Raw genomic sequence first — 25,298 nt, forward strand, 5'->3', positions numbered from 1 at the left:
ACGGGGCGTGGGCACGGCCCCGGATCAAATCGTCGCTTTGCCCCCTCACCTTGGCATCGCTAGGATGTAGGTGAACCATTGGAAGGGTAAAATCAAGGTGGCACGCGACGATGCAGAGGAGCCTGTAGTGGGCGAGAACCTCGACCGGCTGAACCAGAACCTCCAAAGGATCGAGGAACTGTCCAAACGGATGGTCGCCGCCTTGAGTGCGCGAAAGCCCGGCGATGCCGGTCTGTCGGGGCCGGGGCAGGACCTGTATCTGAAGGCCGGGATGGCCATGTGGCAGGAGATGCTGACCAATCCCGCCAAGATGATGGAGCAGCAGGTGCAATACTGGGGGCAGGCCATGTCCCATTTCGCCGAGATCCAGAAGGAGCTGGCGCAGGGGCATCTGGCGCTGCAATCGGAGGATGACCTGCCCGAGGACAAGCGGTTTTCCAACCCGCTGTGGAAGACGCATCCCTATTTCAACCTGATCAAGCGCCAGTACCAGGTCACCGCGCAGGCGATGCAGAAGGCGGTGGACGAGTTGGAGGGGTTGAGCCCGCGCGACAAGAAGCGGGTGGAATTCTTTGCGGGCCAGATCATCGATCTGTTCGCGCCGACCAATTACCTGGCCACCAACCCCGACGCGCTGGAAAAGGCGGTGGCGACCGAGGGCGAGAGCCTGGTGAAGGGGTTGGAGAACCTTGTCCACGATCTTGAGACGCGGCAGGGGGAGATCCTGCCGACGCTGGCCGACCCGTCCGCGTTCCAGGTGGGCGAGAACCTGGCCACGGCCAAGGGATCGGTGGTGTTCCGCAACCACATGATGGAGCTGATCCAATATGCGCCGACGACCGCCGAGGTGCATCAGACGCCGGTGCTGATCTTTCCGCCGTGGATCAACAAATACTACATCCTCGACCTCAAGCCGCAGAATTCGCTGATCCAGTGGATTGTCGACCAGGGCTACACGCTGTTCGTCGTGAGCTGGAAGAACCCCGATGCGAGCTATGCCGAGACGGGCTTCGAGACCTATATCGAGGATGGCTACCTGAAGGCCATCGACACGGTCTGTGCCATCACGGGCGAAAAGCAGATCAACGCGGTGGGCTATTGCGTGGCGGGCACGACGCTGGCCTTGACCCTGGCGCTGAAGGCCAAGCGCGGGCAGAGCCGCGTCAAATCGGCCACGTTCTTTACGACCCTGACCGATTTCACCGATCAGGGCGAATTCACCCCGTTTCTCGACGATGATTTCGTCGATGCGATCGAGCGGCAGGTGGAGGAGGCGGGGTACCTGGACAGCTATTACATGTCCAAGACCTTTTCCTACCTGCGGGCCAAGGACCTGGTCTATGGGCCGGCCGTGCGCAGCTACATGATGGGCGAGCCGCCGCCGGCCTTTGATCTGTTGTTCTGGAATGGCGACAGCACCAACCTGCCGGGCAAGATGACGGTGCAATACCTGCGCGGTCTGTGTCAGGGCAACGGCTTTGCCGGTGACGGGTTCGACATGCTGGGCGAGCGGCTGCACCTGTCGGATGTGACGCTGCCGGTCTGTGCCATCGCCTGCGAGACCGACCATATCGCGGCCTGGAAGGACAGTTTCCGGGGCGTGGTGCAGATGGGATCGAAGGACAAGACCTTCATCTTGTCGGAATCGGGTCATATCGCGGGGATCGTGAACCCGCCCGCCAAGAAGAAATACGGCCATTGGCGCGGGCCCGAGCCCATCGGCACCCCCGCCGCCTGGAAAGAGGCTGCGACCTATCACGAGGGGTCGTGGTGGCCGTTCTGGGACCAGTGGCTGGCGGGGCGGTCGGGTGCGATGGTGCCTGCGCGGCAGCCGGGGTCGGAGGCGTTTCCGCCGCTCTGCGATTCGCCCGGCACCTATGTGAAGGAAACCGTCGGGGGCTGAGGCCTTCCCCGGCGGCGGCAGTCAAGCTTCTGACAACTCGAAAAATCTTTCGGTCATGCTGCGGCGCAGCAAATGCCTTGACATGCTGCACCGCAGCATGCATATTCAGTGCAGTTGCAGAAACCCCCCGTGCCGGGGGATCAAACCCGGAGAAGACCCATGCCCGCCAAGACCACCGATTTCACCAAGACCATGACCGACATGATGGCGGCTTTCCCCGTCGACATGACCGCGATGAATGACGCGTTCAAATCTTCGGCCGCAATGGGCGAGAAGATGTCCAAGGTCATGCTCGACGCCGCCGAGAAGTCGACCGAGATCTCCTCGAAGTTCACCAAGGACACGATCGCCAAGCTGGGTGACGTGACCTCGGTCAAGGCAGAGCCGACCGACTATTCCAAGGCCGTCACCGATTTCGCATCGGCACAGGCTGAAATGGCTGCCGAAACCATGGCCGCTTTCGCCGAAGTCGCCAAGAAAGTGCAGATGGAAACCGTCGAGCTGATGATGGCTGCCGGCAAGGAAGTCACCGAAGAGGCGACCGCCGCCGTCAAGAAGGCAACCGCCGAAGTGACGACCGCTGCCAAGAAAGCCGCAGCGAAGTAATCGCTGCACCAGATTTCGTGCCGGTGTCCTCCCCACCGGCATGAATGCCAGAAGGGCGAGCCTCCTCCCGGCTCGCCCTTCGCGTTTTCTGCCCCTGCACAATAAATTTGCAATTCCCCGTCAGGTGGCTAGGCTGATCGCCACCGCGCCGCGAGGGCATTGCTGCGGCGTGCGAAGGAGGGCAGGGACCATGACAAAAGCGCGTCCAGACGCAAGCGAGCCGTTGCTGATCAAGCGCTATGCGAGCCGCAGGTTGTACAATACCGAAACCTCCGACTACGTGACGCTGGAAGATATCGCGGGCTTCATCCGCACGGGCCGCGAGGTCAAGATCGTCGATCTGAAATCCGGCGACGACCTGACGCGGCAATACCTGCTGCAGATCATCGCCGAACACGAGAGCCGGGGGGACACGATCCTGCCCATTGCCGTGCTGACGGATCTGGTGCGCAGCTACACCACGCAGGCCGGATCGGTGGTGCCCGATTTCCTGACCATGTCCTTCGAGATGCTCAAGCAGGGCCAGTCGAAGATGGTCGAGAACATGACCGCGATGAACCCGATGGCAAAGATGCCGGGGTTCGAGGCGATGCGCGCGCAGCAAGAGGCCTTCATGAAGGCGATGACCGGGGGGCTGGGCAAGCAATGGTCGGGTCCGGGTCAGGATGCGGAGGCCGATGAGGGCGATACCCGTTCGGCGGCGCAGGAACTGGACGAGATCAAGCGCCAGCTGGCCGATCTGCAATCGAAGCTCAGCAAGATGTGACGCGATGCGCCGTGTGGGTTGGGTTGCGCCCTGCGTATTGGGGCTTTTGGTGCCTGTTCTGTCGGGCTGCGGGCTGTGGCAGGCCGTGTTCGGCCCGCGCGAGGCCGGGACCAGCGCGGAGGTCGCGGTCTATCGCGCGGCGATGGCGGATTTCTCGGATTGTGCCACGACCGATGACCCGGCGCTCAGGGCGGTGATCGCCGCCCGTCTGGGAGAGGCTGCGGCGCGGATGGAGGCGGTGGCGCGGCCCACGGACCCCGATCATTTCTTCATGGCCGACCGGGTGAGCGCCGCGGCGCGCTATTGCGCCGAGGCTGTGGGGTCGTAGGGTCCGAATGTCCGGTCGTGGCCGCCTCAGGCCAGGGCTGCGAAGACCTGTTTCAGGGCGGCGTCCAGTTTCTCGAACATCTCGTCCATCTGCGCATCCGTCAGGGTGAAGGGCGGGCAGAGCACGACGGATTGGCCCAAGGGGCGGCAGATCAGCCCGTGATCGGTGCAGGTATTGGCGATGCGTTCGCTGACCGACAGCTTGCCGTCGAAGGGCACCTTGCCGTCGCGGTCGCGCACGGCTTCGAGCGCCCACATGTAGCCGATGCCGCGCAGTTCCCCGATATTGGGGTGCTTGGCGATCTCGGCCAGGCCCGCCTCCATCCGGGGGGCACCGTCGCGGACCATGTCCAAGAGCCCCTCGTTCAGCACCACGTCGATGGCTTTGAGCGCCACGGCGCAGCCGACGGGATGGCCGGAGGCGGTGAAGCCGTGGGGGAATTCCTCGATCGGGTCAATGGCGGCTTGCAGGCGATCGGTCATCTCGGGGCCGAGGATGACGGCCCCCATGGGGAAATAGCCCGCCGTCAGCGCCTTGGAGGAGATGATCGCGTCGGGGATGAAATCATAGGTCTGGCAGCCCCAGACATTGCCGGTGCGCCCGAAGCCGCAGATCACCTCGTCCGCGATAAGCGGGATGCCGTGTTTTTTCAGGATGGGCTGGATCGCCTGGAAATAGCCCGCGCTGGGCGGGATGACGCCGCCTGCGCCCATCACGGGTTCGGCGAAGAAGCCCGCGATCGTGTCGGCGCCTTCGCGGGCGATGACATCCTCGAGTTCGCGGGCGAGGCGGGCGGTGAATTCGGCCTCGGTCTCGCCGTCCTCGCCGTAGCGCCAGTAATGCGGGCAGGTCAGGTGGATGAAGCCGGGTAGGGGCAGGCCGAAGACGGAATTGTAGGGCTTGCCGGTCATCGAGGCGGAGATGGCGGTCACGCCGTGATAGCCGTTCCAGCGCGTCAGGATCTTGGTCGCCTGGGGGCGGTCTTCGGCGCGGTTCATGAACCACAGCATCTTGACCATGGTGTCATTCGCCTCGGACCCCGAGTTGGTGTAGAACACCTTGCCGCGCGCAAAGGGCGACACTTCGATCAGTTTTTCGGATAGCGCGACGGTCTGGTCGGACATGCGCCCGAAGAAGGCGTGGTAGCCGGGGAAGCGGTCATATTGCGCCTTGGCGGCATCGGCGAGGCCCTTGTGGTCGAAGCCCGCGACCATGTTCCAGAGGCCCGAGTTGCTGTCGAGGTAGCGCTTGCCGTTGGTGTCGACGATATAGGGCCCTTCGCCATGGGTGACGACGACGGTGCCCCGTTCCTGAACCGAGGGCAGGTCGGTGAAGCCGTAGAGCGAATAGGCCTCGGCGCGGGCTTCCCAGGAATTGGGGGCGTGATCCTTCATCGTCGTCTCCTGCGGTCGGTTTGGACGGCAGGCTAGCGGGCTGCGCGGATCGCTGCAATCGGGCTGGGCGAAATGCCAAGGCCCGGCGACAGAGCGCCGGGCCTTTGGTCTTTTGGCTGTCGGAATGACCGGGGATCAGGTGCCGTAGGCGCGGGTTTCGCCCTTCACATCCTCGGCCGCGGCGATGAGCGCGTCGGCGATGAAATCCAGTTCCGCCTTGGTCAGGCGCACGGGCAGACGCACGTCGCAGGCGCGCATGAGCATGGCGCGGGTGCGGGGCAGGTCGGGCCGGTCGCCGGGGATGAACTGCCAGTTCCAGAAGGCGCGGGCATTGTCGGAGGACAGGCCGAAGATCTGCACCTTGACCCCGCGCGCCTCGGCGGCGGAGGCAAAGGCCTTGGCCTCGGCATCGGTGTCGAAGCCCACGAGGTTGAACTGGATCGAGTCGGGCGCGCGATCCTCGGGTGCCAGCGGCGGCGGCACGTCGAGCCAAGGCGAGCCGTTCAGGAGGCCTGCCACGTAATCGTGGTTCTTGAGACCGTCGCGGACCCGGCGGGCAAGCTCGGGGATCTGGGGACGGATCACGGCGGCGCTGAGGTTCTGGAGCCGCATGTTGTAGAGCGGCAGCTGGTTTTGCCAGCGGGCAAAGGCCATGGCCAGTTCGGGGTCGTTCTGCCCCTCGGGGCCCTTGTGCTTTTTCCAGTTGTGTTCGTAGGCACCTGACATGATGACCGCGCGGGCCACCAGATCGGCGTCATCGGTGATGAGGATGCCACCCTCGCCCGCGTTGATCATCTTGTAGGACTGGAAGGAGAAGCAGCCCATCTTGCCGATGGTGCCGATTTTCCGGCCATGCCAGAGCGTGCCGAGCGAATGGGCCGCATCCTCGATCACCGGAATGCCGCGCGCATCGCAGAGCGCCATGATCGCATCCATGTCGGAGGTATGGCCGCGCATGTGGCTGATGATGACGGCCTCGATGTTGTCATCGAGCTTGGCCTCGAAATCGGTCATGTCGATGCGGTAGTTTTCGCCCACTTCGACCAGAACGGGCTGGCAGAAGGCATGCACGACCGCAGAGGGAACGGCGGCGAAGGTGAAGGCGGGGACCAGAACCCGCGCACCGGGTTGCAGATCGAGAGCGCGGAGCGCGAGGAAGATCGCGGCGGAACAGGACGAGACGGCGAGCGCGTATTTCACGCCCATCATGTCGGCGAATTCGCGTTCCAGAAGCGCCACGGGGGCATCGGCGGGGGCGGTGTAGCGGAACAGGTCGCCCGATTGCAGCAGGCGGTCGATCTCGGCGCGGGCGGCGTCGGGGATCGGTTCGGCGTCATAGACGTTCGGGGCCGGGGCCTCAGACGCGAGAGCTGCCATGGTTTCACCTTTTTGAAATGTCCCTTTCAGGAATTCTTATCCTGTAACCGGATCGGAATCCAGCATGACGTGGCGATGTCATCAAAATGTCGTGGAAAACCGGGGCTGGGCCACAATCTGGGGGATATCAGACGCCCAGACGGTCGCGCAAAGCATACCATGTCATGGCGAGCGTCAGGAGCGGCGCGCGCAGGGCCGTGCCGCCGGGGAATCGGGGCACGGGGAGGGCCGCAAGCGTGGTGAGCCCGGTTTCCTGTCCCATCACGGCCTCGGCCATGACGCGTCCCGCCATGCCCGACAGCGCCACGCCATGGCCCGAAAACCCCGCGCCGGACAGGATGTTGGGGGCGACCCGCACCACATGGGGCAGGCGCGTCATGGTGATGCCGAGCGAGCCGCCCCAGACATGGGAAATGCCCACGCCCGCAAGCTGGGGGAAAAGCCGCTGCATCCGGGCGACAAGGGCGGTGGAGATGTCGCGGGGAAAGCCGATGGAATAGCTTTCGCGGCCCCCGAAGAGGAACCGCCGGTCGGCGCTGAAGCGGTAGTAATTCACCACGAAGCGCGCGTCGGAGACGGCGATATCCTCGGCCAGCACGTCGTGCCAGCGGTCGGGGATCGGATCGGTCGCGGCGATGAAGGAATTGATCGGCATCACGCGGGCATTCACCTGCGGCAGGATGTTGGGCAGGTAGCCGTTGCCCGCGATGATCGCATGGCCCGCCGTCACCTGACCGCGCGGGGTGGTCAGCGTCAGGCGGGGGCGGGTGGTGACGGCGGTCACCTCGCTGAGTTCGTGGATCACGGCCCCTGCGGCTTCTGCGGCGCGGGCGAGCGCGCGGGCATAGGCGAGCGGCTGGAGATGGCCCGCGCTGCGGTCGAGCGTGCCGCCGACGTAGAGGGGCGATTTCACGAGCGCGGCAAAGGCATCGCGGCCCATGACCTCGATCGTGGTGTCGTAGTGGCGGGCCATGTGATCGGCCTCGAGCCGGGCCTCGGCCAGATCGAGGGGGCTGTATTCGCCATGCGCCACGCCCGGGCGGTAGGCGGCGTCTGGGGCGTGGCTGTCGCAGAATTGGCGGAGCTGGTGCTTGCCGGTTTCCGACAGGTCCCAGAGCGCGCGGGCGGGGCCCATGCCCAGTTGTCCCTCGAGCCAGCGCTGGGATTTGTTGAAGCCCGATTGCACCTGACCGCCGTTGCGGCCCGATGCGCCGAAGCCCACGCGATGCGCCTCGAGGACGATGACGCGGCGGCCCGCGCGCGCCAGCGTCAGTGCGGCCCAAAGCCCGGTGAAACCCGCGCCGAGGATGACGACATCGGCCGAGACCGCACCGGTGAGCGCGGGGCGATGCGGCTCGGGCGGCAGGCTTGCGGCATACCAGCTGGGCGCATGTTCGCCGCGACGGTCGTTGCGGTAGAGCGGGTTCATACGTTCAAGAGCAGGTGTTCACGTTCCCACGGCGAGATCACCTGCAGGAATTCGTTGTATTCCAGTTCCTTGACGGCGGAATAGACGCGGCAGAATTCCTCGCCCAGAACCTGCTGGATGGTGGTGTTGGCGCGCAAGAGGCCCAAGGCATCGCCCAGGCCACGGGGCACCCCGCTTTGCATCTGGTAGGCATCGCCCGCGAAAGGATCGGAGGGGTCGGTTTTTTCCAGAAGGCCGACGAGCCCGCAGGCCAGCGAGGCCGCGATGCCGAGATAGGGGTTGCAATCCATCCCCGGCAGGCGGTTTTCCACGCGCCGCGCGGAGGGTTCGCTGACCGGGACGCGCAGGCCCGTGGTGCGGTTGTCGCGGCCCCATTCGAGATTGATGGGGGCGGCGAAATCGGGGACGTAGCGGCGGTAGCTGTTCACGTATGGGGCCAGAAGCGCCACCACGGCGGGCAGGTTGCGCTGCATGCCGCCGATGAAATGCAGGAATTCGGGCGTTTCGGAGCCGTCCGCGTTGGAAAAGATGTTCTCGCCGGTTTTGATGTCCACCACCGATTGATGGATGTGCATGGCCGATCCCGGCTCGCCCTCGATCGGTTTGGCCATGAAGGTGGCGTAGGTGTCGTGGCGCAGCGCCGCTTCGCGGATCATGCGCTTGAAGAAGAACATCTCGTCGGCGAGTTTCACCGGGTCGCCGTGGCGCAGGTTCAGCTCGATCTGGCCCGCGCCGCCCTCTTGCAGGATGCCGTCGATCTCGAGGCCCATGATTTCCGCGAAATCGTAGATGTCGTCGATGACCTTGCCGTATTCGTCGACGGCGGACATGGAATAGGCCTGACGGGCGGCGGCCCGCCTGCCCGAGCGGCCCATGGGCGGTTCGATCTCGCGCGCGGGGTCGGTGTTGGGGGCGACGAGGTAGAATTCCATCTCGGGGGCGACGATGGGTTCCCAGCCGCGCGCCCGGTACAGGTCGACGACGCGCTTGAGCACGTTGCGCGGCGCGAAGGGGACCGGATCGCCCTTTTGGTCGTTGATGTCGTGGATCACCTGGAGCGTTGTATCCGCCGTCCAGGGCGCGGGGGTGGCGGTGTCGAAATCGGGCCGCAGCACCATGTCGGGTTCGGTGAAGCCATCGGCCACGCTGTCGGCCCAATCGCCGGTGATCGTCTGGAAGAAGATCGAATTGGGCAGGTAAAAGAAGGGCTGGCGTGCGAATTTGCCACCCGGCATGGCCTTGCCGCGGGCGATGCCGGCAAGGTCCGCGACGATGCATTCGACCTCGTCTATGGCGCGGCCTTCGAGATAGGCGCGGGAGACCTCGGGCAGTTTTTCCAGCAGGTCGGCGACGGAATTGGAGCTCATGCGCTGGCCTTTGCGGCAAAGGGGATGCGGGTCGCGGGCGCGCCTTCGAGGACATCGGCGAGCCAATCGGCGATCAGGCGGCTGTCGGTCGGCTGGCCGAGGGTCGCGCGCGCGCTGTCCAGAAGCGCGCCCGGCACGGTGGAAGAGCGATGCGCGATCAGTTCCTCGACCACGGAGGCGGGGAATTCGGGGTGGGGCTGCACGGTCAGTATGCGGTCGCCATGGGCGATCACGGCGTTTTGGGTGAAATCGTTCGAGCCGAGCACGGTTGCGCCGGGGGGCAGGTCCACCACCTGGTCCTGGTGCCAAGCGTAGAGCGAGACGGGGCAACCGCCGACGGTGTAGTTGCGGTGCCCGACGGACCAGCCGCCGGTGAATTTCTCGACCCGGCCGCCGAGCGCCTGGGCGATGATCTGGTGGCCGAAGCAGATGCCGACCATGGGCCGCCTGCTGTCGCGGATGGCGCGGATCAGATCCTCGAGCGGGGGGATGAAGGGGTGATCCTCGTAGGCGCCGTGGCGCGATCCGGTGACAAGCCAGGCATCGGCGGCGTCGGGGCCATCGGGAAAGTCCATGTCCACGACCGAAAAGGTCCGCAGCTCGTAGCCGCGATGGGCAAAGAGCCGTCCGAAGAGATCGGTATAGGTGCCGTCGCGCGCGGCGACCTCCGGAGGGACGTGGCCGGTTTGCAGGATGCCGAGGATCATGGGGTGCTCATGTTGATTGGATGAGGCCAAGCTATGCCTGCCCGTGGAACGGGGCAAGGGGGGCAAAGGCGCGGTCGGGCAGGCGTCAGATCGTGTCGAGGTAGAGTTCCTGACGTTCCTCGGGTCCGAGTTCCGCCATGTAATGCAGTTCCTGCCGCTTGGTGGCGAGGAAATTGGCGATGAGGTCGGCGGGAAAGATGCGCGCGATCTCGGGGCTGTTGGCGAAGGCGTCGATGGCGGCGTCCCATGTGCGGGGCAGCTGTTCGAGGTCCTTGTCATAGGCGTTGCCGGTGATGGCGGGGGGCGGTTCGACCCCATCCTCGATCCCGTTGAGCGCTGCGCCCAGGATGGCGGCGATCAGGAGATAGGGGTTGATGTCGCCGCCCGCGACGCGGTGTTCGATGCGGCGCGCGGCGGGGTTGCCCGAAGGGATGCGCAGCGCGGTGGTGCGGTTCTCGTAGGCCCAGGCGATGCCGGTGGGCGCATGGGCGCCGGGCACGAAACGGTCATAGCTCGTGGCGTGCGGCGCAAGGATCAGCATGGAGCCCGGCATCGCCTGAAGGCAGCCCGCCACCGCATGGCGCAGCATCGCCGAGCCCTTGGCCGTGCCATCGTCGAAGATGTTGCGCCCGGTCTCGTCGAGGATCGAGAAATGCATGTGCAGCCCGCTGCCGGAATATTCCGGGTAGGGTTTGGCCATGAAGCTCGCGGCAAAGCCGTGGCGGCGGGCAAGGCCGTTGACGAGGAGCTTGAAGAACCACGCGTCATCGGCGGCCTTGAGCGCGTCGGGGGCGTGCATCAGGTTGATCTCGAACTGGCCCGGACCGGCTTCGGAAATCGTGGTGTCGGCGGGAATGTCCATTTCCTCGCAGGCGTCGTAGAGCGCGGTGAAGAAAGCATCCCAGGCGTCGAGTTGGCGGAGCGCGAGGATCTCGGCCTGCTGGCGGCGCTTGCCCGAGCGGGGGCTGGGCGGCACGCGCAATTCGCGGCCGCGGTCGTCGATGAGGTAGAATTCCATCTCGGTCGCCACCACGGGGGTCAGGCCGCGCGCCTTGTAGCGCTCGACCACGCGGGCCAGCGCATGGCGCGGATCGCCCGCAAAGGGGCGGCCATCGTCGTGGAACATCCAGATCGGCAAAAGCGCCGTGGGCGCATCGATCCAGGGCATGGGTACGAAGCCGCGTTCGGTGGGCCGCAAGATGCCATCGGGATCGCCTGCTTCGAACACCAGCGGGCTGTCGTCGATATCCTCGCCCCAGATGTCGAGGTTGAGGACGGAATAGGGAAAGCGGGTGCCGTCCTCGATCGCCTTTTGGGCGTAGCGGCGCGCGATGCGCTTGCCGCGCGGCTGGCCGTTCAGATCGGCGGCGGCGACGCGGATCGATTTGATCTCGGGGTTTTCGAAGAGATAATCGCTCATATCAACTCATACTCATCGGATGATCTGGGGCCGGATGCGCAGACGCTGACGCTGGTTTTGCGGCAGGTGCCGGTTGAGACGCCGGTTGATCAGCCCGAAGAGCGCGATGATGCAGAGCGTCAGGAGAACGAAATAGACAGCCACGATCGGGTAGGGAACAAAGGGGTTGAAGGTCCGGTCGGCAAAGTAATTGGCGTAATAGAGCGCATCGCCGCGTTGCTGGAAAGCGGGGAAGCTGGAGAAGAAGACGAGCGCTGTCGCGTGGAAGAGAAAGATCGCCTCGTTGGTGTAGCTGGGCCATGCGAGCCGCATCATGGTGGGAAAGGTGATGCGGCGGAATTTCGTCCAGCCCGACAGGCCATAGGCATCCGCCGCCTCCAGATCGCCGCGCGGGATGGCGCGCAGCGCGCCGTGGAAAATCTCGGCGGCATAGGCGGAGGTGTTGAGGAAGAGAACGATCAGCGCGCCCAGCCACGCGCGCGAGAACCAGCGGGTTTCGGCCGCGATCTCGACCCCCAGAAGGGTGAATTCCACGCCAACGCGGGGCAGCATGACGAATGCCTCGTAGGCCATGAAGAACTGGATGAAGAGGGGCGAGCCGCGAAAGACGAAGATGAACCATTCGGCGGGTTTGCGGATCAGGCGGCCGGGCTGGTTTTTGGCCACGGCCAGCGCCACGGCGAAGACAAAGCCGAAGCCGAGCGCCAGAAGGCCGAAATAGACGTTCCAGATGAGGCCCGAACCGATCAGCACGATCTGGTCGCAGAGCCCGATATCGGCGGTGGGCAGCATCCGCTCGCCATAGCCCAGCGAGCGCAGGGCATATGCGCTGAAAGCCTCGGCGCAGGTCATGCGGCGGCCTTTCTCAGTGCTTCGCCGCCGGCTGTCGCCTGTCCGCGCGAGAGGCGGGTGTTCAGGCGCGAGAGCACGATTTCCGAGACCCGCGTGAAGGCGAGGTAGAAAACGAGGAGGGCGAGGAAATACCAAAAGCGCCAGTCGGGATGGGGATACTGGAAGGCGGAGGTGCGCGAGCCGCCCAATTCGCGCGCCCAGTAGACGATATCCTCGATCCCCAGAAGGAAGAGGAGCGGCGTCGCCTTGATCAGGATCATCCAGATATTGCTGAGGCCCGGCAGCGCGTAGATCCACATCTGCGGGACGAGGACCCGCCAGAAGACTTGCCTGCGGGACATGCCATAGGCCTCGGCGGTTTCGAGCTGCGCGCGGGGCACGGCCTGCATCGCGCCGTAAAGGACGTTGCCGCAAAACGCGCCGAAGACGATGGCATAGGTGAAGACGGCGAGCGCGAAGCCGTAGACTTCATGCACCCATTGGGGCGCGTTGCTGGCGGGCGTGCGCGCCTCGGGGCAGACGAGGAAATTCGCGCCCTGGCGGATATCCTCGGTCCAGTCGGGGCAGGCGACCTGGTGGCGCAGGTATTCGATGGCCTGGTCGAGGACGAGGACGAAGAAGAGGAAGAAGACGATGTCGGGCACGCCGCGCACCATGGCGGTGTAGAGCTTGCCCAGCCACGAGACCGGCAGGATGTGGCTGCGCGAGGCGCTGGCGGCGGCAAAGCCGAAGGCGAGCGCGGTGGGGGCCGTGACGGCCAGAAGCGCGAAAACGACGAGGAAGGATTGGTAGAACAGCATATGCGCGCCGTTGGTCAGGTAGCAGCTGAACCAGCGGAACGTGTCGAGGGTCGATGGGTCGGTGCAAAACGCGAACATCGGGGCCTTTGGCGGGCGGCGGGATCATGGGGGCTCTGCCCCCGGCCTGCGGCCTCCCCCGGAGTTTGTCTGCCAAGATGAAGATGGGCAGGGGAAAGGGGGGCGCGCGTTAACCTTGATGAAAGGTGAAGGGGGCAGGTGCCTGGCCTGCCCCCGGTGTGGTCGGATCAGAAGGTCGCGGCTTCGGGGCCGAACCATTCAAGGATCAGCGCGTTCAGCGTGCCGTCTTCCTTCATCGAGGTGATGGCCGCGTCGAAGGCTTCGCGCCGGTCGTCGCCTTCGCGCAGCGCCATGCCGACGCCACCGCCGAGCTGGACACCTTCGCCCACGATCATCAGGTCGGCGTCTTCGGCGGCGATCGGGATCAGGTAGTCGCCATCGGCGAAGACGGCGTCGGCCTCGCCGTTGCGGACGGCGGCGACGGTTTCGTCAGGGGTCGCGAATTCGATCAGGGTCGCGCCCGATGACGCGATGTAGCCGGCCTGGATCGTATTGGTCTGGGCCGCGACCACGGCACCTTCGAGGGTGAAATCCTCGGACAGGCTGACGAAGAGTGATTCCGCGGGCGGGAAATAGGCCTGCGTGAAATCGACGATCGCCTCGCGTTCCTCGGTGATCGACATGCCCGCGATGATCACGTCGTAATTGCCCGAGGTCAGGTTGGGGATGATGCTGTCCCAATCATTGGTGACCCATTCGCAGGTCAGGCCCGCGCGGGTGCACAGCTCATCGCCCAGATCGCGCTCGAAGCCTGCGATCTCGCCGTTGTCGTTGATGAAATTGTACGGAGGGTAGGCGCCCTCGGTGCCCAGGCGCACGACATCTTGCGCGGCGGCGGCGCCGACGGACAGGGCCAGAAGGCTGGCCGACAGGATCAGGTGTTTCATCTTTGGTCTCCCTGCTTTGGTTCGGGTTGGTTGCCTCAGGCCGCTTGGGAATGGCTGAGGAATTGTTGCAAGCGTTCGGATTTCGCGCCGCCGAAAAGGGCGGAGGGGGGGCCTTCCTCCTCGATCCTGCCCTGGTGGAGGAAGACGACATGGGACGACAGATCGCGGGCCATGCGCATGTCATGGGTGACGAGGATCATGGTGCGGCCCTCGGCGGCGAGGGCACGGATCACGCGCACCACCTCTTGTTCCAGTTCGGGGTCTAGGGCGGAGGTCGGTTCATCGAAGAGCAGCGCGCGGGGTTCCATGCAGAGCGCGCGTGCGATGGCGGCGCGCTGCTGCTGGCCACCGGACAATTGCGCGGGCCAGGCATCGGCCTTGTCGGCGATGCCGACCTTGGCGAGATAGGCGCGGGCACGCTCCTCGACCTCGGCCCTGGGATGGCCGAGGACGGTGACGGGCGCCTCCATCACGTTTTGCAGGATCGTGAGATGGGACCAGAGGTTGAACTGCTGGAACACCATGGAGAGGTTGGTGCGGATGCGGCGGACCTGTTCGGCATCGGCGGGGCGGCGGTGATGGCCCGTGCCATGCCAGCGCACCGGTTCGCCTTCGAAGATCACGTCGCCCTGCTGGCTGTCCTCGAGCAGGTTGGCGCAGCGCAGGAGCGTGGATTTGCCGGAACCGGACGAGCCGATGAGCGAGACGACATCGCCCGCGCGTGCCGTCATGTCGACACCGCGCAGAACATCGAGCGCGCCAAAACTCTTGTGGAGGCCGGTGATCTGGATGACCGGCGGAGCGGCTGACATGCGGTGGCACTTCCCTTGGTGGTCTGCGAATTTGCGCCCAAGCATGGCAGGAATGCAACGCTCTTGTGCAGGGTGCCGTAGCGAAAAGCGCGCTGTTTTGGCCGGTTTTTCCGCCAAATGTTCAAGGATTGGGCGGCGTATCTATCGCAAGATAATTTATTTTATCGATAGATATGAAGCCCATGAGGTCGAGGGCCTCGCGGGTTGCGGGGGGCAGGGCTGTCAGCGCCTCGGACAGGGCCGCATGGATCGGGGCGGGGTCGCGTCCGCCTGCGGTGATGAGCGGCAGGCCGGGGGTGGGATTTGTGCGCGCGATCTCGAGCGCGGGGTCGGCGGCGTCGAAGCGGAGGAGCTGGCGCCAGGTCTCCGCGTCGATGGCGGCGAGATCGGCCTGGCCCGCACCCACCGCGCGGGCGGAGGCGGCATGGCTGCCCGTGATCGTGACCGGACCGAGGGGCAGCGCGCGGGCAGAGGCCCAGCCGTGCAATGCGGCCCAGCCCGATTGGCTGAGCGGGTCGTTCACCGCGATGCGGGGGGTCTTGGGCAGGTCGGGGCCGCGGGCGATGATGACGGAATTGTATTGCCCGGGCGGGCAGTGGGGCAGGGCGTAATCGGGCGTGGCCACAAGGGTGACATGGGGATGAAGCCGCGCGCGGAAGGGCAGGCCGCAGGTTTGCGCCAGAAGGAGATCGGGGCTTTGCCAGATTTCCCAGGGGTCGCGGTCTCGGGTCAGCGCATCGGGGGCGGGGATGGCGCGGGCGCGCATCGCGTCGCGGATGCATGCCCAGAGCGCATCGGTTTCCGCCCGAAGTTCGGGGCGGTCATACATGGGCAGGGCGGCGATCATCGGCGCAGCGCTAGTTCTGGGACCGGCTGGCTTCGACGCGCTTGCGGGCGAGGTTGCTGTCGCGGTCGTTCACGCCGAGCATGGGGGCGATCATGCGCAGGAGCGAATCCTCTTCGCTGTCGCGGGTGCCATCGGCGAGCACGATGAACCACAGCGCCTCGATCACGTGGAGGCGGTCGTCATAGGGGACGCTGTCCTTGATCGCGCGGGTGAAGCGGACGGTGTCGGGGGCTTCGGCCTCGAGCGCCTCGGCCTCGGTGCGCAGGGCTTGGGCCGCGCTGTCGGTCAGGTCGTAGCGATGGGCGAGAAGCCGGTCGATGAGGGTCTTTTCGATGGCGGCGTAATCGCCATCGGCCCGGGCGATGCGCACCAGAAGGGCTGCGAGCGCAAGGCGCGCGTCGTCATAGGGCAGCGGTTCGGGGTTCGGGGCCGTCAGGCGGCGCAAGAGATCGAAAACCATGGCCAGCGGTATAGACCGGGGCGGGCGGGCTGGAAAGACCGTGTCAGGGCAGCCGGATCGTGCCGGAGGCGATGGGCACGGCATGGCCCGCGATGCGGATCGGGCCGAGCGATCCGCCCGTGACGGTCGCGGTCAGGCGGATGTCGGAGGGGCGGCCCATCTCGACGCCCTGGGTGAGGGGGATCGTGGTCGTGCCCTCGGGCAGGGCGCCGGTGGCCAGAAGCTGGGCCGCGAGGATGGCACTGGCCGATCCGGTGGCCGGATCCTCGGGGATGCCCGCCGTGGGAGAGAACATGCGCGCGCGGTAGCCCGTCGCGGTCGGGGTGTAGAGATAGGCGCTGTCGACATCGGCCATGGCCATCAGCTCGGACCATGCGGGTTCGCAGGGGCGGGCTGTGGCGAGGGTGGAGAGATCGGTGACGGGGATATAGAGAAAGGCCGGTCCGCCCTGCCAGACGCCGGGGTCCTGCGGGCCGATCCCTGCGGGCGGAATGCCGAGCGCGCGGGCGATCAGGGCCTGCGGCGGGGTCGGGGCGTGGCGCTCCGGTGTCCTGGGCGCAGTGAATTCGGCGAGCGCCGCGCCGTCCTCCTGCCGCGTGATCGTGACGGGCACGAGGCCTGCCTGTTCCTCGAGCGTGATGGTGGTGTCTCGGCCGCCTGCCAGGTGCAGGGCGCAGCCGATGGTCGGGTGGCCCGCGAAGGGGATTTCGGCGGTGGGAAAGAAGATGCGCACGCGGGCGGTATGGGACGGGTTTTCCGGGCGCTGGATGAAGAGCGTTTCGGACAGGTTGAACTGGCGTGCGAGGGTCTGCATCTGCGCGGTGGTCAGGTCATCGGCCCCTTCGACGATGGCCAGCGGATTGCCGGTGAAGGGCGTGGTCGTGAACACGTCGTAGATGTGGAAGCGAAGCATATCGGGTCATCCCTTGGCCGTGGGTCAGCGGAGCATTGGCCGGGCCGGATGGCAAGGGGGGCGTTTTCCTGTCGGAAAACGGTGCGCAAAGCTGACGCTTTGCGGGACGGAAAACCGGGGTTTTCCGTCAGCGCCCGAGCGAATCCTTTGACAGGAGGGGCGCGCGCGCGGTATGAATTGAACAAGCGTTCAATTAATGGGAGGATTGGCGCCATGTTCCTCGGGTCCATGACCTTCGATCTGGGTGAGGATGTGAACGCGCTGCGCGAGATGGTGCATCGCTTCGCACAGGAGCGGGTCAAGCCGCTGGCGGCCGAGACCGACCGGACGAATGCCTTTCCCAACGCGCTCTGGCGCGAGATGGGCGATCTGGGCCTGTTGGGGATCACGGTCGAGGAGGAATTCGGCGGTGCGGGGATGGGCTATCTGGCCCATACCGTGGCGGTGGAGGAGATCAGCCGCGCCTCGGCCTCGATCGGGTTGAGTTACGGGGCGCATTCCAATCTCTGCGTCAACCAGATCAAGCTCAACGGCACGGCGGAGCAAAAGGCGCGCTATCTGCCAAAGCTCGTGTCGGGCGAGCATGTGGGCGCGTTGGCCATGTCGGAGGCGGGCGCGGGATCGGATGTTGTGGGGATGCAGCTGCGCGCGGAGAAGCGCAATGACCGCTACGTGCTGAACGGGACGAAATACTGGATCACCAACGGACCCGATGCCGATACGCTCGTCGTCTATGCCAAGACCGATCCCGAGGCCGGATCGCGGGGGATCACCGCCTTCATCGTGGAAAAGACGATGAAGGGATTTTCCACGAGCCCGCATTTCGACAAGCTCGGCATGCGGGGATCGAATACGGCCGAGCTCGTGTTCGAGGATGTCGAGGTGCCCTTCGAGAACGTGCTGGGCGAGGAAGGGCGCGGTGTCCGCGTCCTGATGAGCGGGCTGGATTACGAGCGGGTGGTTCTGTCGGGGGTGAATATCGGGATCATGGCGGGCTGCATGGACGAGGTCATGCCCTACATGGTCGAGCGCCGCCAGTTCGGCCAGCCGGTCGGCAATTTCCAGCTGATGCAGGGCAAGATCGCGGACATGTACACGGCGATGAATTCCGCGCGCGCCTATGCCTACGAGGTTGCGAAAGCCTGTGACCGGGGCGCGGTCACGCGGCAGGATGCGGCGGCTTGCGTGCTTTACGCGAGCGAGGAGGGGATGAAGGTCGCCCACCAGGCGGTGCAGGCGATGGGGGGCGCGGGGTTCCTGAACGACAGTGCCGTCAGCCGCATGTTCCGCGATGCCAAGCTGATGGAGATCGGCGCGGGCACGAGCGAGATCCGGCGGATGCTCGTCGGGCGCGAATTGATGGCGTTGATGGGGTGAGGTGGCGGCGGGCGCAGAGGCGGGGCTTTGGCCGGGCAGGGGAAAGGACCCCTGCGGCTTTCCCGTGGGGTGGGGGTGCTGGGGGCTCTGCCCCGCGGCCTTGCCGCTCCCCCGGAGTTTTTCGGCCAAGATGAAGGGGCTCTGGCCATGATGCGGGGGATCGGCTTGCCGCTTCTGGGGCTGGTGGCCTTTGCGGCGGCTTTCGGGCTTTTGGCGGGGATGCGGGCGGTGCCGCCGTCGGAAACGGAGATCATCCTCGAGGCGGCGGCGCGCTATGTGGCCGAGACGGGCGGGGCGGCGACCGAGTGCGCGGGGCGGCCCGCGCCGGTGCCGGGCGTGCGGCTGGTCGTGACCTGCGGGGAGGCTTGGGCGATGGCCGTGGACGACTGGGGCCGCCCGGTCGATCTGCCCGACATGGGGCCGGGCACGTGAGGGGCGGGGCGGTGATCGCGCTGGCGCTTTGGGCCGGACCTGCGGGGGCGGAGGGGTTTTCGACCTGTTTCGAGCGCGCCATCGCGCATTTCGAGATGGGCTTCGCCCGGAGCGGCCCGGCCCGGACGGTCGAGGATTACGCTTTGGTGACGCGGGACCGGGTGCATCATTGCGGATCGCTGGCCATCGTGGCCTGCGACCGGGGGGCGGCGCCGCAGGCCTGCCAGAGGCGGCTTGCGGTCGAACAGCGGGATTTGCGCGACAGGCTTTTGGCAAGCTTGCCCGCGCCGCAGGATGTGGCCGCGCCCGAGGTCTTGCCGGGGCTTTATCCGCAATTGTGGGACGTGGCGCATGGCATCTCGGCCGGGGATGATTGCGCGGGGGCGGAAGATCCGGTGGCCGCCTGGTGCGAGACGCATGAGGCGCGGTTGAAGCTGACCGAGGCGGTGGCGCTGTGGCAGGTCGCGCGGTTGATGGGTGTGGCGGCGGCGGCGGCGGATCTGGGTTGGGTCGCGCAGGCGATGCCCTTTCGGCCCGTGGCGCGACCCGAGGGGGAGGGACAATGAGGCTCAAGTCGCAATTCATCGCGGGCTCGGAGGAGGCGCGGGCCAATCGGGCGGCGCATCTGGCGGCGCTCTCCGAGATCGCCGAAGCTGCGGCGCTGGCTGCGGCGGGGGGCGGCGACAAGGCAAGGGAGCGGCATGTCGCGCGCGGCAAGATGCTGCCCCGCGAGCGGGTGGCGAACCTGCTCGATCCCGGTTCTCCGTTCCTGGAGGTGGGCGCTGTTGCGGGTCATGGCATGTATGACGGGGCCGCGCCCTGTGGCGGGGTGATCGCGGGCGTGGGCCTCGTCGAGGGGCGGCAGGTCATGGTCCTGTGCAACGATGCGACCGTGAAGGGCGGCACCTATTACCCGGTGACGGTGAAAAAGCACCTTCGTGCGCAAGAGATCGCGGAGGAGAACCGGTTGCCCTGTGTCTACCTGGTGGACAGCGGGGGCGCGAACCTGCCCAACCAGGACGAGGTTTTCCCCGACCGGGATCATTTCGGGCGGATCTTCTACAACCAGGCGCGGATGTCGGCCAAGGGGATCGCGCAGATCGCGGTGGTGATGGGATCCTGCACCGCCGGAGGGGCCTATGTGCCCGCGATGTCGGATGTGTCGATCATCGTGAAGGAACAGGGGACGATTTTCCTGGCGGGGCCGCCGCTGGTAAAGGCGGCGACGGGGGAGGTCGTGAGCGCCGAGGATCTGGGCGGGGGCGATGTGCATACGCGCCTGTCGGGGGTGGCGGATTACCTGGCGGAGGATGATGCGCATGCGCTCGCGCTGGCGCGGCGGGCGGTCAGGTCGTTGGGGGAGCTGTGGGTTTCACCCACCCTACGGGGCGACGGTGTAGGGTGGGTGAAACCCACCATCCGCGACAACCGCCCGCCTGCCTATGATCCGGAGGACTTGCTGGGCGTGGTGCCTGCATCGCTGACCACGCCCTATGACATCCGCGAGGTGATCGCGCGGATCGTCGATGACAGCTGGTTCGACGAGTTCAAGCCGCGCTTCGGCGAGAGCATCGTGACCGGTTTCGCCCAGGTGATGGGGATGGATGTGGGGATCGTCGCCAACAATGGCGTGCTCTTTTCCGAGAGCGCGCAGAAGGCGGCGCATTTCGTGGAATTGTGCTCTCAGCGGAAGATCCCCCTGGTGTTCTTGCAGAATATCACCGGCTTCATGGTGGGGCGGAAATACGAGAACGAGGGGATCGCGCGGCACGGGGCCAAGATGGTGACGGCTGTGGCCACGACCGCCGTGCCCAAGATCACGATGCTTGTGGGCGGGTCCTTTGGCGCGGGGAATTACGGGATGGCGGGGCGGGCCTATAGCCCCCGGTTCCTGTGGTCCTGGCCCAATTCGCGGATTTCGGTGATGGGCGGCGCGCAGGCGGCGGGGGTGCTCGCCACCGTCAAGCGCGAGGCGATGGAGCGGGCGGGGCAGGAATGGTCGGCGGAGGCCGAGGCCGAATTCAAGCGCCCCACGATCGAGATGTTCGAGCGGCAGTCGCACCCGCTTTATGCCTCGGCGCGGCTTTGGGATGACGGGGTGGTCGATCCGCGCAAGAGCCGCGAGGTGCTGGGGCTGTCGCTTGCGGCGGCGTTGAATGCGCCGGTGGAGGAGACGCGCTTTGGCGTCTTCCGGATGTGAGGCCGGGGGCAGGGGGCTCTGCCCCCGCGCGTTCCGCGCTCCCCCGGGATATTTGGGAAACAGAGAAGATGGTGGGTTTGACCGAGCTGAAGGCGCGCCCAAGGGAAGATGTCGGAGATGTTTCATAAGATCCTGATCGCGAACCGGGGCGAGATCGCGTGTCGCGTGATCGAGACCTGCCGCAAATTGGGGGTGGCGACGGTCGCCGTCCATTCCGATGCCGATGCGGCCTCGCGCCATGTCGCGATGGCCGACGAGGCGGTGCATATCGGGGGATCGAAGCCCTCCGAGAGCTACCTGAGGGGGGATGCGATCATCGCTGCCGCGAAAGCAACGGGGGCAGAGGCGATCCATCCGGGCTATGGCTTCTTGTCCGAGAACCCCGATTTCGTCGAGGCGGTGGAGGCGGCGGGGCTTGTCTTCATCGGGCCCTCGGCCAGCGCGATCCGAGCCATGGGGTTCAAGGATGCGGCCAAGGCCCTGATGGAGGAGGCGGGCGTTCCCGTCGTGCCGGGCTATCACGGGGCCAACCAGGACCCGGAGCATCTGGCGGGTGCCGCCGAGGCCATCGGGTATCCGGTGCTGATCAAGGCGGTCGCGGGCGGCGGCGGCAAGGGGATGCGCCGGGTCGAGCGCGCGGCGGATTTCAGGGAGGCGCTGGAAAGCGCCAGGGGGGAGGCCGCGACGGCCTTTGGCAACGAGGCCGTTCTGATCGAGAAATATGTCGACAAGCCCCGCCACATCGAGGTGCAGGTGTTCGGCGACGGCACCCGCGCGGTGCATCTGTTCGAGCGGGATTGTTCGCTCCAGCGCCGCCACCAGAAGGTGATCGAGGAAGCGCCCGCGCCCGGCATGACCGATGCGATGCGCGCGGCGATGGGGCAGGCCGCCGTGCGCGCGGCAGAGGCCATCGGCTATGCGGGCGCGGGGACGGTGGAGTTCATCGTGGACGGATCGCGCGGGCTGCGGCCCGACGGGTTCTGGTTCATGGAGATGAACACGCGGTTGCAGGTCGAGCATCCGGTGACCGAGGCGATCACAGGCGTCGATCTGGTCGAATGGCAATTGCGCGTGGCGGCGGGCGAGCGGCTCCCTTGCGCACAGGAGGATCTGTCGATCACGGGCCATGCTTTCGAGGCGCGGCTTTATGCCGAGGATGTGCCCAAGGGGTTTTTGCCCGCGACGGGGCGCTTGACGCATCTGCGCTTCCCGGAATGTGCGCGGGCCGATACCGGCGTCCGGGCGGGGGACGAGATCTCGCCCTGGTACGATCCGATGATTGCCAAGATCATCGTCCACGGGCCGACGCGGGATGTGGCGCTGCGGCAGTTGGAACAGGCGCTTGCGCGGACCGAGGTGGCCGGGTCGGTGACGAACCTTGCCTTTTTGCGGCGGTTGGCGGGGCATGCGGGGTTCGCGGCGGGGGATGTGGATACCGGGTTGATCGCGCGCGACCTGGAGGTCTTGGCCGCCGTCCCCGTGGCCTCGTCGCAGGTCATGGCGCTGGCGGCCCTTGGGGCCTTGGGGCTGGACAGGGAGCCGGGGCCGGTTTCGGGCTTTACCCTTTGGGCGCCGTTGCGGCGGCAGGTGGTGCTGGACCATGGGGGCGAGGTCGTGCGGGCCGTGGTCGAGGTGCGGCCCGGCGGGCGGTTCCGCGTCGAGCTGGGCGGCACGGCGCATGAGCTGGCCCGCGACGGCGCAAGATGGCGCATCGACGGGGCAGCCGTTTCGGCGGGGATGGTCGTGGCCGGGGCGGAGGTGATCGTCTTTGCGGGCGATGCCCATACCTTCGGGCTCGTCGATCCCCTGGCTGTCGCCGCTGCTGCAGGTGCAGGGTCCGGCGTGATCGAGGCGCCGATGCCGGGCCTCGTCAAGGCGGTCTTCGTGGCGCCCGGCGACCGGGTTGCTGTGGGTGACCGGCTGGCCATTCTCGAGGCGATGAAGATGGAGCATTCCCTGACGGCGGGACGGGACGGGGTGGTGGCCGAGGTGCCGGTGGCCCCCGGTGCGCAGGTCGAGGCCGGGGCGGCCTTGATCGTTCTGGACGCGGAGGATGTTGAATGATCCGGTTGCATCACGTGCCATGGGGGCGGTCGTTCCGGGTGCTCTGGCTTTTGTGCGAGATGGGCACGCCGCCCGACGAGATCATCCGCTACCGGATCGGGGAACGGGCGATGCGCGAGCCGGGGTTGATGGATGTCTCGCCCGCAGGCCGGATTCCCGCGCTGGAGATCGACGGGATCACGATCTTCGAGAGCGGGGCCATCGTGCAATACCTCTGCGAGACGCGCTCGGATCACGGGTTCGGGCGCGGCCCCGGCGATGTGGAACGGGTGCGGTTCCTGGAGGCCATCGGATTTGCCGAGACGCAGGCCAGCCTGATCGAGCAGTTGAACCTGAACCACCTGTTCCTGCGGCCGCCCGCGAAACCCTCGCCCACGGTGGTCAAGCTCAACACGCTGCGGCTGGCCGATACCTTGCGGGCGCTCGAGGGGATGGTCGCGGGCGAGACCTTCCTGCCCTCGGGGTTTTCGGGGGCGGATGCGATGCTGGGCTTCAACCTGTTCGCGGCCCCCTATTACGTGCGGATGGACCCCTACCCGAGGTTGCGCGCCTATTGGGCGGCCTTGCAGGCGCGGCCCGCGTTCCGGCAGGCGGCCGAGATCGAAGGACCGCAGGCGTTCTACGCGCGGGATTTCTACGAGGTGCCGGTGGATGTGTGATGCGGTCGAGATCTTCGAGGTCGGCCCCCGCGACGGGTTGCAGAACGAGAAGCGGCTGATCCCGGCTGCCGAAAAGATCGCGCTGGTCGATGCCTTGTCGGCCTGCGGGTTCCGGCGGATCGAGGTCACGAGTTTCGTGAGCCCCCGGTGGGTGCCCCAGATGGCCGATGCGGCCGAGGTCATGGCAGGCATCGCGCGGGTGCCGGGTGTGCGCTACGCGGCGCTGGCGCCGAACCTGAAAGGGTTCGAGGCGGCGGTGGCGGCAGGTGTCGACGAGGTGGCGATTTTCGCCGCCGCATCCGAAGGATTTTCGAAGGCGAATATCAATGCGAGCATCGCCGAGAGCCTGGAGCGGTTTCGCCCCGTGGTGGAGGCGGCGCGGGCCATCGGGCTGCCGGTCCGGGGCTATGTGAGCTGTGTCACCGATTGCCCCTATGATGGGCCGGTCGCGCCGGGGGAGGTGGCCGATGTGGCGGGCGCGCTCTTCGGGATGGGCTGCTACGAGGTGTCGCTGGGCGATACGATCGGGGCGGGGGTGCCCGAACGCGTGGCGGCCATGCTGGCTGCTGTGGCCGATGCCGTGCCGGTTGCGAACCTGGCCGGGCATTTCCACGACACCGGCGGCAGGGCGCTGGCAAATATCGATGTCGCGCTGGAGGCCGGTGTGCGGGTGTTCGATGCGGCCGTGGGCGGGCTTGGCGGCTGTCCCTATGCGCCGGGGGCGGCGGGCAATGTCGCGACCGAGGCCGTGGCGCGGCACCTGGCCGTGCGGGGCCACGAGACGGGGCTTGATCTGGCGGCCGTCGAGGCGGCGGCGGCCATGGCACGGAGGATGCGCGATGGAGACGCTTGAGCTGGAGGTGGACGGGCGCGGGGTCGCCTGGCTGCGGCTGAACCGGCCCGAAAAGCACAATGCGATGGATGCCGCGATGATCGCGGAGCTGACCGAAGTTGCGGGGCTGTTGGGCCGCGATCCGGCGGTGCGCGTCGTTGTGTTGACGGGCAAGGGGCGGTCCTTTTGTGCCGGGGGGGACCTGGGCTGGATGCAGGCGCAGATGGAGACCGATGGGGCCACGCGGGCGCGGGAGGCGGGGGCCTTGGCCGCAATGCTCGGCGCGCTCGATGCGATGCCCAAGCCGCTTGTCGGGCGGGTGCAGGGGCAGGCCTTTGGCGGCGGCGTGGGGTTGATGAGCGTCTGCGACGTGGCGATTGGGGTCGAGGGGGCCAAGATCGGCCTGACCGAGGTGCGGTTGGGACTGATCCCCGCCACGATCGGGCCCTATGTGGTGGCGCGGATGGGGGCTGCCCGGGCGCGGCGGGTGTTTTTCTCGGGCCGTGTCTTTGACGCGGCAGAGGCGGTGGAGCTGGGGCTTTTGGCGCGGGCGGTTCCGGAGGCGGATCTGGACGCGGCCATCGAGGCGGAGATCGCGCCCTACCTGGCGGCGGCCCCGGGCGCGGTGGCGCAAGGCAAAAGGCTGGTCGCGGAGCTTGCGCGCGGGGCGGATGCGGCGCAGGTGGCCCTGAGCATCGAGGCGCTTGTCGCGCGCTGGGAAAGTGCCGAGAGTGCGGAAGGCATTGCCGCGTTTTTCGAAAAGCGCAAAGCATCCTGGGTGGTGTGAG

General features: G+C 66.5%; 25 protein-coding genes. 12 read left to right on the forward strand and 13 right to left on the reverse strand.

What is annotated here, in order from left to right; translation table 11 throughout:
- Positions 1 to 97 precede the first annotated feature (97 nt).
- From AABA51_RS02815 to AABA51_RS02830, 4 genes are all read left to right on the forward strand, one after another.
- Positions 98 to 1,903: a PHA/PHB synthase family protein gene (locus AABA51_RS02815; RefSeq protein WP_338274203.1), complete on the forward strand. Its 1,806-nt coding sequence runs from the start codon at positions 98 to 100 to the stop codon at positions 1,901 to 1,903.
- A gap of 159 nt (positions 1,904 to 2,062) precedes the next feature.
- Positions 2,063 to 2,509, forward strand: coding sequence for a Phasin (locus AABA51_RS02820; protein WP_338274205.1), 447 nt, complete (start codon positions 2,063 to 2,065; stop codon positions 2,507 to 2,509).
- Between the two features lie 190 nt (positions 2,510 to 2,699).
- Positions 2,700 to 3,275, forward strand: coding sequence for a polyhydroxyalkanoate synthesis repressor PhaR (gene phaR, locus AABA51_RS02825; RefSeq protein ID WP_338274207.1), 576 nt, complete (start codon positions 2,700 to 2,702; stop codon positions 3,273 to 3,275).
- Positions 3,276 to 3,279: 4 nt separating this feature from the next.
- Positions 3,280 to 3,603 carry a hypothetical protein gene (locus tag AABA51_RS02830; protein ID WP_338274210.1) on the forward strand — a complete coding sequence of 108 codons (324 nt, stop codon included), beginning with the start codon at positions 3,280 to 3,282 and terminating at the stop codon, positions 3,601 to 3,603.
- A 26-nt stretch (positions 3,604 to 3,629) separates the two neighbouring features.
- Here AABA51_RS02830 and AABA51_RS02835 read toward each other — a convergent pair whose 3' ends face one another.
- The 13 genes from AABA51_RS02835 to AABA51_RS02895 all read right to left on the reverse strand — a co-directional run bounded on the left by AABA51_RS02835 (position 3,630) and on the right by AABA51_RS02895 (position 16,946).
- Positions 3,630 to 4,997 (reverse strand): aminotransferase, encoded by a 1,368-nt coding sequence (locus AABA51_RS02835; RefSeq protein ID WP_338274212.1) that lies wholly within the window; start codon positions 4,995 to 4,997, stop codon positions 3,630 to 3,632.
- Positions 4,998 to 5,132: 135 nt separating this feature from the next.
- Positions 5,133 to 6,374: a DegT/DnrJ/EryC1/StrS family aminotransferase gene (locus AABA51_RS02840; protein ID WP_338274214.1), complete on the reverse strand. Its 1,242-nt coding sequence runs from the start codon at positions 6,372 to 6,374 to the stop codon at positions 5,133 to 5,135.
- A gap of 127 nt (positions 6,375 to 6,501) precedes the next feature.
- Positions 6,502 to 7,803, reverse strand: coding sequence for an NAD(P)/FAD-dependent oxidoreductase (locus AABA51_RS02845; protein WP_338274216.1), 1,302 nt, complete (start codon positions 7,801 to 7,803; stop codon positions 6,502 to 6,504).
- Positions 7,800 to 9,170: a glutamine synthetase family protein gene (locus tag AABA51_RS02850; protein ID WP_338274217.1), complete on the reverse strand. Its 1,371-nt coding sequence runs from the start codon at positions 9,168 to 9,170 to the stop codon at positions 7,800 to 7,802. Before AABA51_RS02850 ends, AABA51_RS02845 begins: the two co-directional genes overlap by 4 nt.
- The gene (locus tag AABA51_RS02855) at positions 9,167 to 9,877 is read right to left on the reverse strand and encodes a type 1 glutamine amidotransferase (protein WP_338274219.1); all 711 of its coding nucleotides are present in this window, start codon (positions 9,875 to 9,877) and stop codon (positions 9,167 to 9,169) included. The genes AABA51_RS02850 and AABA51_RS02855 overlap by 4 nt, the downstream gene beginning before the upstream one ends.
- Positions 9,878 to 9,962: 85 nt before the next feature.
- Positions 9,963 to 11,297 carry a glutamine synthetase family protein gene (locus tag AABA51_RS02860; protein ID WP_338274221.1) on the reverse strand — a complete coding sequence of 445 codons (1,335 nt, stop codon included), beginning with the start codon at positions 11,295 to 11,297 and terminating at the stop codon, positions 9,963 to 9,965.
- A gap of 12 nt (positions 11,298 to 11,309) precedes the next feature.
- Positions 11,310 to 12,149 (reverse strand): ABC transporter permease, encoded by an 840-nt coding sequence (locus AABA51_RS02865; RefSeq protein ID WP_338274223.1) that lies wholly within the window; start codon positions 12,147 to 12,149, stop codon positions 11,310 to 11,312.
- The gene (locus AABA51_RS02870; protein WP_338274224.1) at positions 12,146 to 13,027 is read right to left on the reverse strand and encodes an ABC transporter permease; all 882 of its coding nucleotides are present in this window, start codon (positions 13,025 to 13,027) and stop codon (positions 12,146 to 12,148) included. Before AABA51_RS02870 ends, AABA51_RS02865 begins: the two co-directional genes overlap by 4 nt.
- Positions 13,028 to 13,194: 167 nt before the next feature.
- Positions 13,195 to 13,914, reverse strand: a complete 720-nt coding sequence (locus AABA51_RS02875) for a transporter substrate-binding domain-containing protein (RefSeq protein ID WP_338274227.1) — start codon at positions 13,912 to 13,914, stop codon at positions 13,195 to 13,197.
- Between the two features lie 35 nt (positions 13,915 to 13,949).
- Positions 13,950 to 14,726, reverse strand: a complete 777-nt coding sequence (locus AABA51_RS02880; protein WP_338274229.1) for an ABC transporter ATP-binding protein — start codon at positions 14,724 to 14,726, stop codon at positions 13,950 to 13,952.
- A 121-nt stretch (positions 14,727 to 14,847) separates the two neighbouring features.
- On the reverse strand, positions 14,848 to 15,573 hold the full coding sequence (locus tag AABA51_RS02885) for a phosphate/phosphite/phosphonate ABC transporter substrate-binding protein (protein WP_338274231.1): 726 nt from the start codon (positions 15,571 to 15,573) through the stop codon (positions 14,848 to 14,850).
- 10 nt (positions 15,574 to 15,583) lie between these two features.
- Complete coding sequence (locus AABA51_RS02890; RefSeq protein ID WP_338274233.1) at positions 15,584 to 16,033, reverse strand: TerB family tellurite resistance protein; 450 nt, start codon at positions 16,031 to 16,033, stop codon at positions 15,584 to 15,586.
- A 43-nt stretch (positions 16,034 to 16,076) separates the two neighbouring features.
- Complete coding sequence (locus AABA51_RS02895; RefSeq protein WP_338274235.1) at positions 16,077 to 16,946, reverse strand: PhzF family phenazine biosynthesis protein; 870 nt, start codon at positions 16,944 to 16,946, stop codon at positions 16,077 to 16,079.
- Between the two features lie 213 nt (positions 16,947 to 17,159).
- Here AABA51_RS02895 and AABA51_RS02900 point away from each other — a divergent pair, with 213 nt between their 5' ends.
- The 8 genes from AABA51_RS02900 (at position 17,160) to AABA51_RS02935 (ending at position 25,297) form a co-directional block, all read left to right on the forward strand.
- Entirely contained in the window at positions 17,160 to 18,323 is a 1,164-nt protein-coding gene (locus AABA51_RS02900; RefSeq protein ID WP_338274236.1) for an isovaleryl-CoA dehydrogenase, read from the forward strand.
- Positions 18,324 to 18,470: 147 nt separating this feature from the next.
- The gene (locus AABA51_RS02905) at positions 18,471 to 18,755 is read left to right on the forward strand and encodes a hypothetical protein (RefSeq protein WP_338274238.1); all 285 of its coding nucleotides are present in this window, start codon (positions 18,471 to 18,473) and stop codon (positions 18,753 to 18,755) included.
- Positions 18,752 to 19,321, forward strand: coding sequence for a hypothetical protein (locus AABA51_RS02910; RefSeq protein WP_338274239.1), 570 nt, complete (start codon positions 18,752 to 18,754; stop codon positions 19,319 to 19,321). The genes AABA51_RS02905 and AABA51_RS02910 overlap by 4 nt, the downstream gene beginning before the upstream one ends.
- On the forward strand, positions 19,318 to 20,955 hold the full coding sequence (locus AABA51_RS02915; RefSeq protein ID WP_338274242.1) for a carboxyl transferase domain-containing protein: 1,638 nt from the start codon (positions 19,318 to 19,320) through the stop codon (positions 20,953 to 20,955). The genes AABA51_RS02910 and AABA51_RS02915 overlap by 4 nt, the downstream gene beginning before the upstream one ends.
- Before the next feature lie 117 nt (positions 20,956 to 21,072).
- Positions 21,073 to 23,019 (forward strand): acetyl/propionyl/methylcrotonyl-CoA carboxylase subunit alpha, encoded by a 1,947-nt coding sequence (locus AABA51_RS02920; RefSeq protein ID WP_338274243.1) that lies wholly within the window; start codon positions 21,073 to 21,075, stop codon positions 23,017 to 23,019.
- Positions 23,016 to 23,678 carry a glutathione S-transferase family protein gene (locus tag AABA51_RS02925; RefSeq protein ID WP_338274245.1) on the forward strand — a complete coding sequence of 221 codons (663 nt, stop codon included), beginning with the start codon at positions 23,016 to 23,018 and terminating at the stop codon, positions 23,676 to 23,678. Before AABA51_RS02920 ends, AABA51_RS02925 begins: the two co-directional genes overlap by 4 nt.
- Positions 23,671 to 24,531, forward strand: coding sequence for a hydroxymethylglutaryl-CoA lyase (locus AABA51_RS02930; RefSeq protein ID WP_338274247.1), 861 nt, complete (start codon positions 23,671 to 23,673; stop codon positions 24,529 to 24,531). The genes AABA51_RS02925 and AABA51_RS02930 overlap by 8 nt, the downstream gene beginning before the upstream one ends.
- Positions 24,518 to 25,297 (forward strand): crotonase/enoyl-CoA hydratase family protein, encoded by a 780-nt coding sequence (locus AABA51_RS02935; protein WP_338274249.1) that lies wholly within the window; start codon positions 24,518 to 24,520, stop codon positions 25,295 to 25,297. Before AABA51_RS02930 ends, AABA51_RS02935 begins: the two co-directional genes overlap by 14 nt.
- Position 25,298: the final 1 nt, after the last annotated feature.

The organism is Roseicyclus marinus (assembly GCF_036322625.1).
GTDB lineage: Bacteria > Pseudomonadota > Alphaproteobacteria > Rhodobacterales > Rhodobacteraceae > Roseicyclus > Roseicyclus marinus_A.

Coding starts and splice junctions, on each gene's coding strand:
- AABA51_RS02820 (WP_338274205.1), top strand. CDS start 2,063: ATGCCCGCCAAGACCACCGATTTCACCAAGACCATGACCGACATGATG.
- phaR (WP_338274207.1), top strand. CDS start 2,700: ATGACAAAAGCGCGTCCAGACGCAAGCGAGCCGTTGCTGATCAAGCGC.
- AABA51_RS02830 (WP_338274210.1), top strand. CDS start 3,280: ATGCGCCGTGTGGGTTGGGTTGCGCCCTGCGTATTGGGGCTTTTGGTG.
- AABA51_RS02835 (WP_338274212.1), bottom strand. CDS start 4,997: ATGAAGGATCACGCCCCCAATTCCTGGGAAGCCCGCGCCGAGGCCTAT.
- AABA51_RS02840 (WP_338274214.1), bottom strand. CDS start 6,374: ATGGCAGCTCTCGCGTCTGAGGCCCCGGCCCCGAACGTCTATGACGCC.
- AABA51_RS02845 (WP_338274216.1), bottom strand. CDS start 7,803: ATGAACCCGCTCTACCGCAACGACCGTCGCGGCGAACATGCGCCCAGC.
- AABA51_RS02850 (WP_338274217.1), bottom strand. CDS start 9,170: ATGAGCTCCAATTCCGTCGCCGACCTGCTGGAAAAACTGCCCGAGGTC.
- AABA51_RS02855 (WP_338274219.1), bottom strand. CDS start 9,877: ATGATCCTCGGCATCCTGCAAACCGGCCACGTCCCTCCGGAGGTCGCC.
- AABA51_RS02860 (WP_338274221.1), bottom strand. CDS start 11,297: ATGAGCGATTATCTCTTCGAAAACCCCGAGATCAAATCGATCCGCGTC.
- AABA51_RS02865 (WP_338274223.1), bottom strand. CDS start 12,149: ATGACCTGCGCCGAGGCTTTCAGCGCATATGCCCTGCGCTCGCTGGGC.
- AABA51_RS02870 (WP_338274224.1), bottom strand. CDS start 13,027: ATGTTCGCGTTTTGCACCGACCCATCGACCCTCGACACGTTCCGCTGG.
- AABA51_RS02875 (WP_338274227.1), bottom strand. CDS start 13,914: ATGAAACACCTGATCCTGTCGGCCAGCCTTCTGGCCCTGTCCGTCGGC.
- AABA51_RS02880 (WP_338274229.1), bottom strand. CDS start 14,726: ATGTCAGCCGCTCCGCCGGTCATCCAGATCACCGGCCTCCACAAGAGT.
- AABA51_RS02885 (WP_338274231.1), bottom strand. CDS start 15,573: ATGATCGCCGCCCTGCCCATGTATGACCGCCCCGAACTTCGGGCGGAA.
- AABA51_RS02890 (WP_338274233.1), bottom strand. CDS start 16,033: ATGGTTTTCGATCTCTTGCGCCGCCTGACGGCCCCGAACCCCGAACCG.
- AABA51_RS02895 (WP_338274235.1), bottom strand. CDS start 16,946: ATGCTTCGCTTCCACATCTACGACGTGTTCACGACCACGCCCTTCACC.
- AABA51_RS02900 (WP_338274236.1), top strand. CDS start 17,160: ATGTTCCTCGGGTCCATGACCTTCGATCTGGGTGAGGATGTGAACGCG.
- AABA51_RS02905 (WP_338274238.1), top strand. CDS start 18,471: ATGATGCGGGGGATCGGCTTGCCGCTTCTGGGGCTGGTGGCCTTTGCG.
- AABA51_RS02915 (WP_338274242.1), top strand. CDS start 19,318: ATGAGGCTCAAGTCGCAATTCATCGCGGGCTCGGAGGAGGCGCGGGCC.
- AABA51_RS02920 (WP_338274243.1), top strand. CDS start 21,073: ATGTTTCATAAGATCCTGATCGCGAACCGGGGCGAGATCGCGTGTCGC.
- AABA51_RS02925 (WP_338274245.1), top strand. CDS start 23,016: ATGATCCGGTTGCATCACGTGCCATGGGGGCGGTCGTTCCGGGTGCTC.
- AABA51_RS02930 (WP_338274247.1), top strand. CDS start 23,671: ATGTGTGATGCGGTCGAGATCTTCGAGGTCGGCCCCCGCGACGGGTTG.
- AABA51_RS02935 (WP_338274249.1), top strand. CDS start 24,518: ATGGAGACGCTTGAGCTGGAGGTGGACGGGCGCGGGGTCGCCTGGCTG.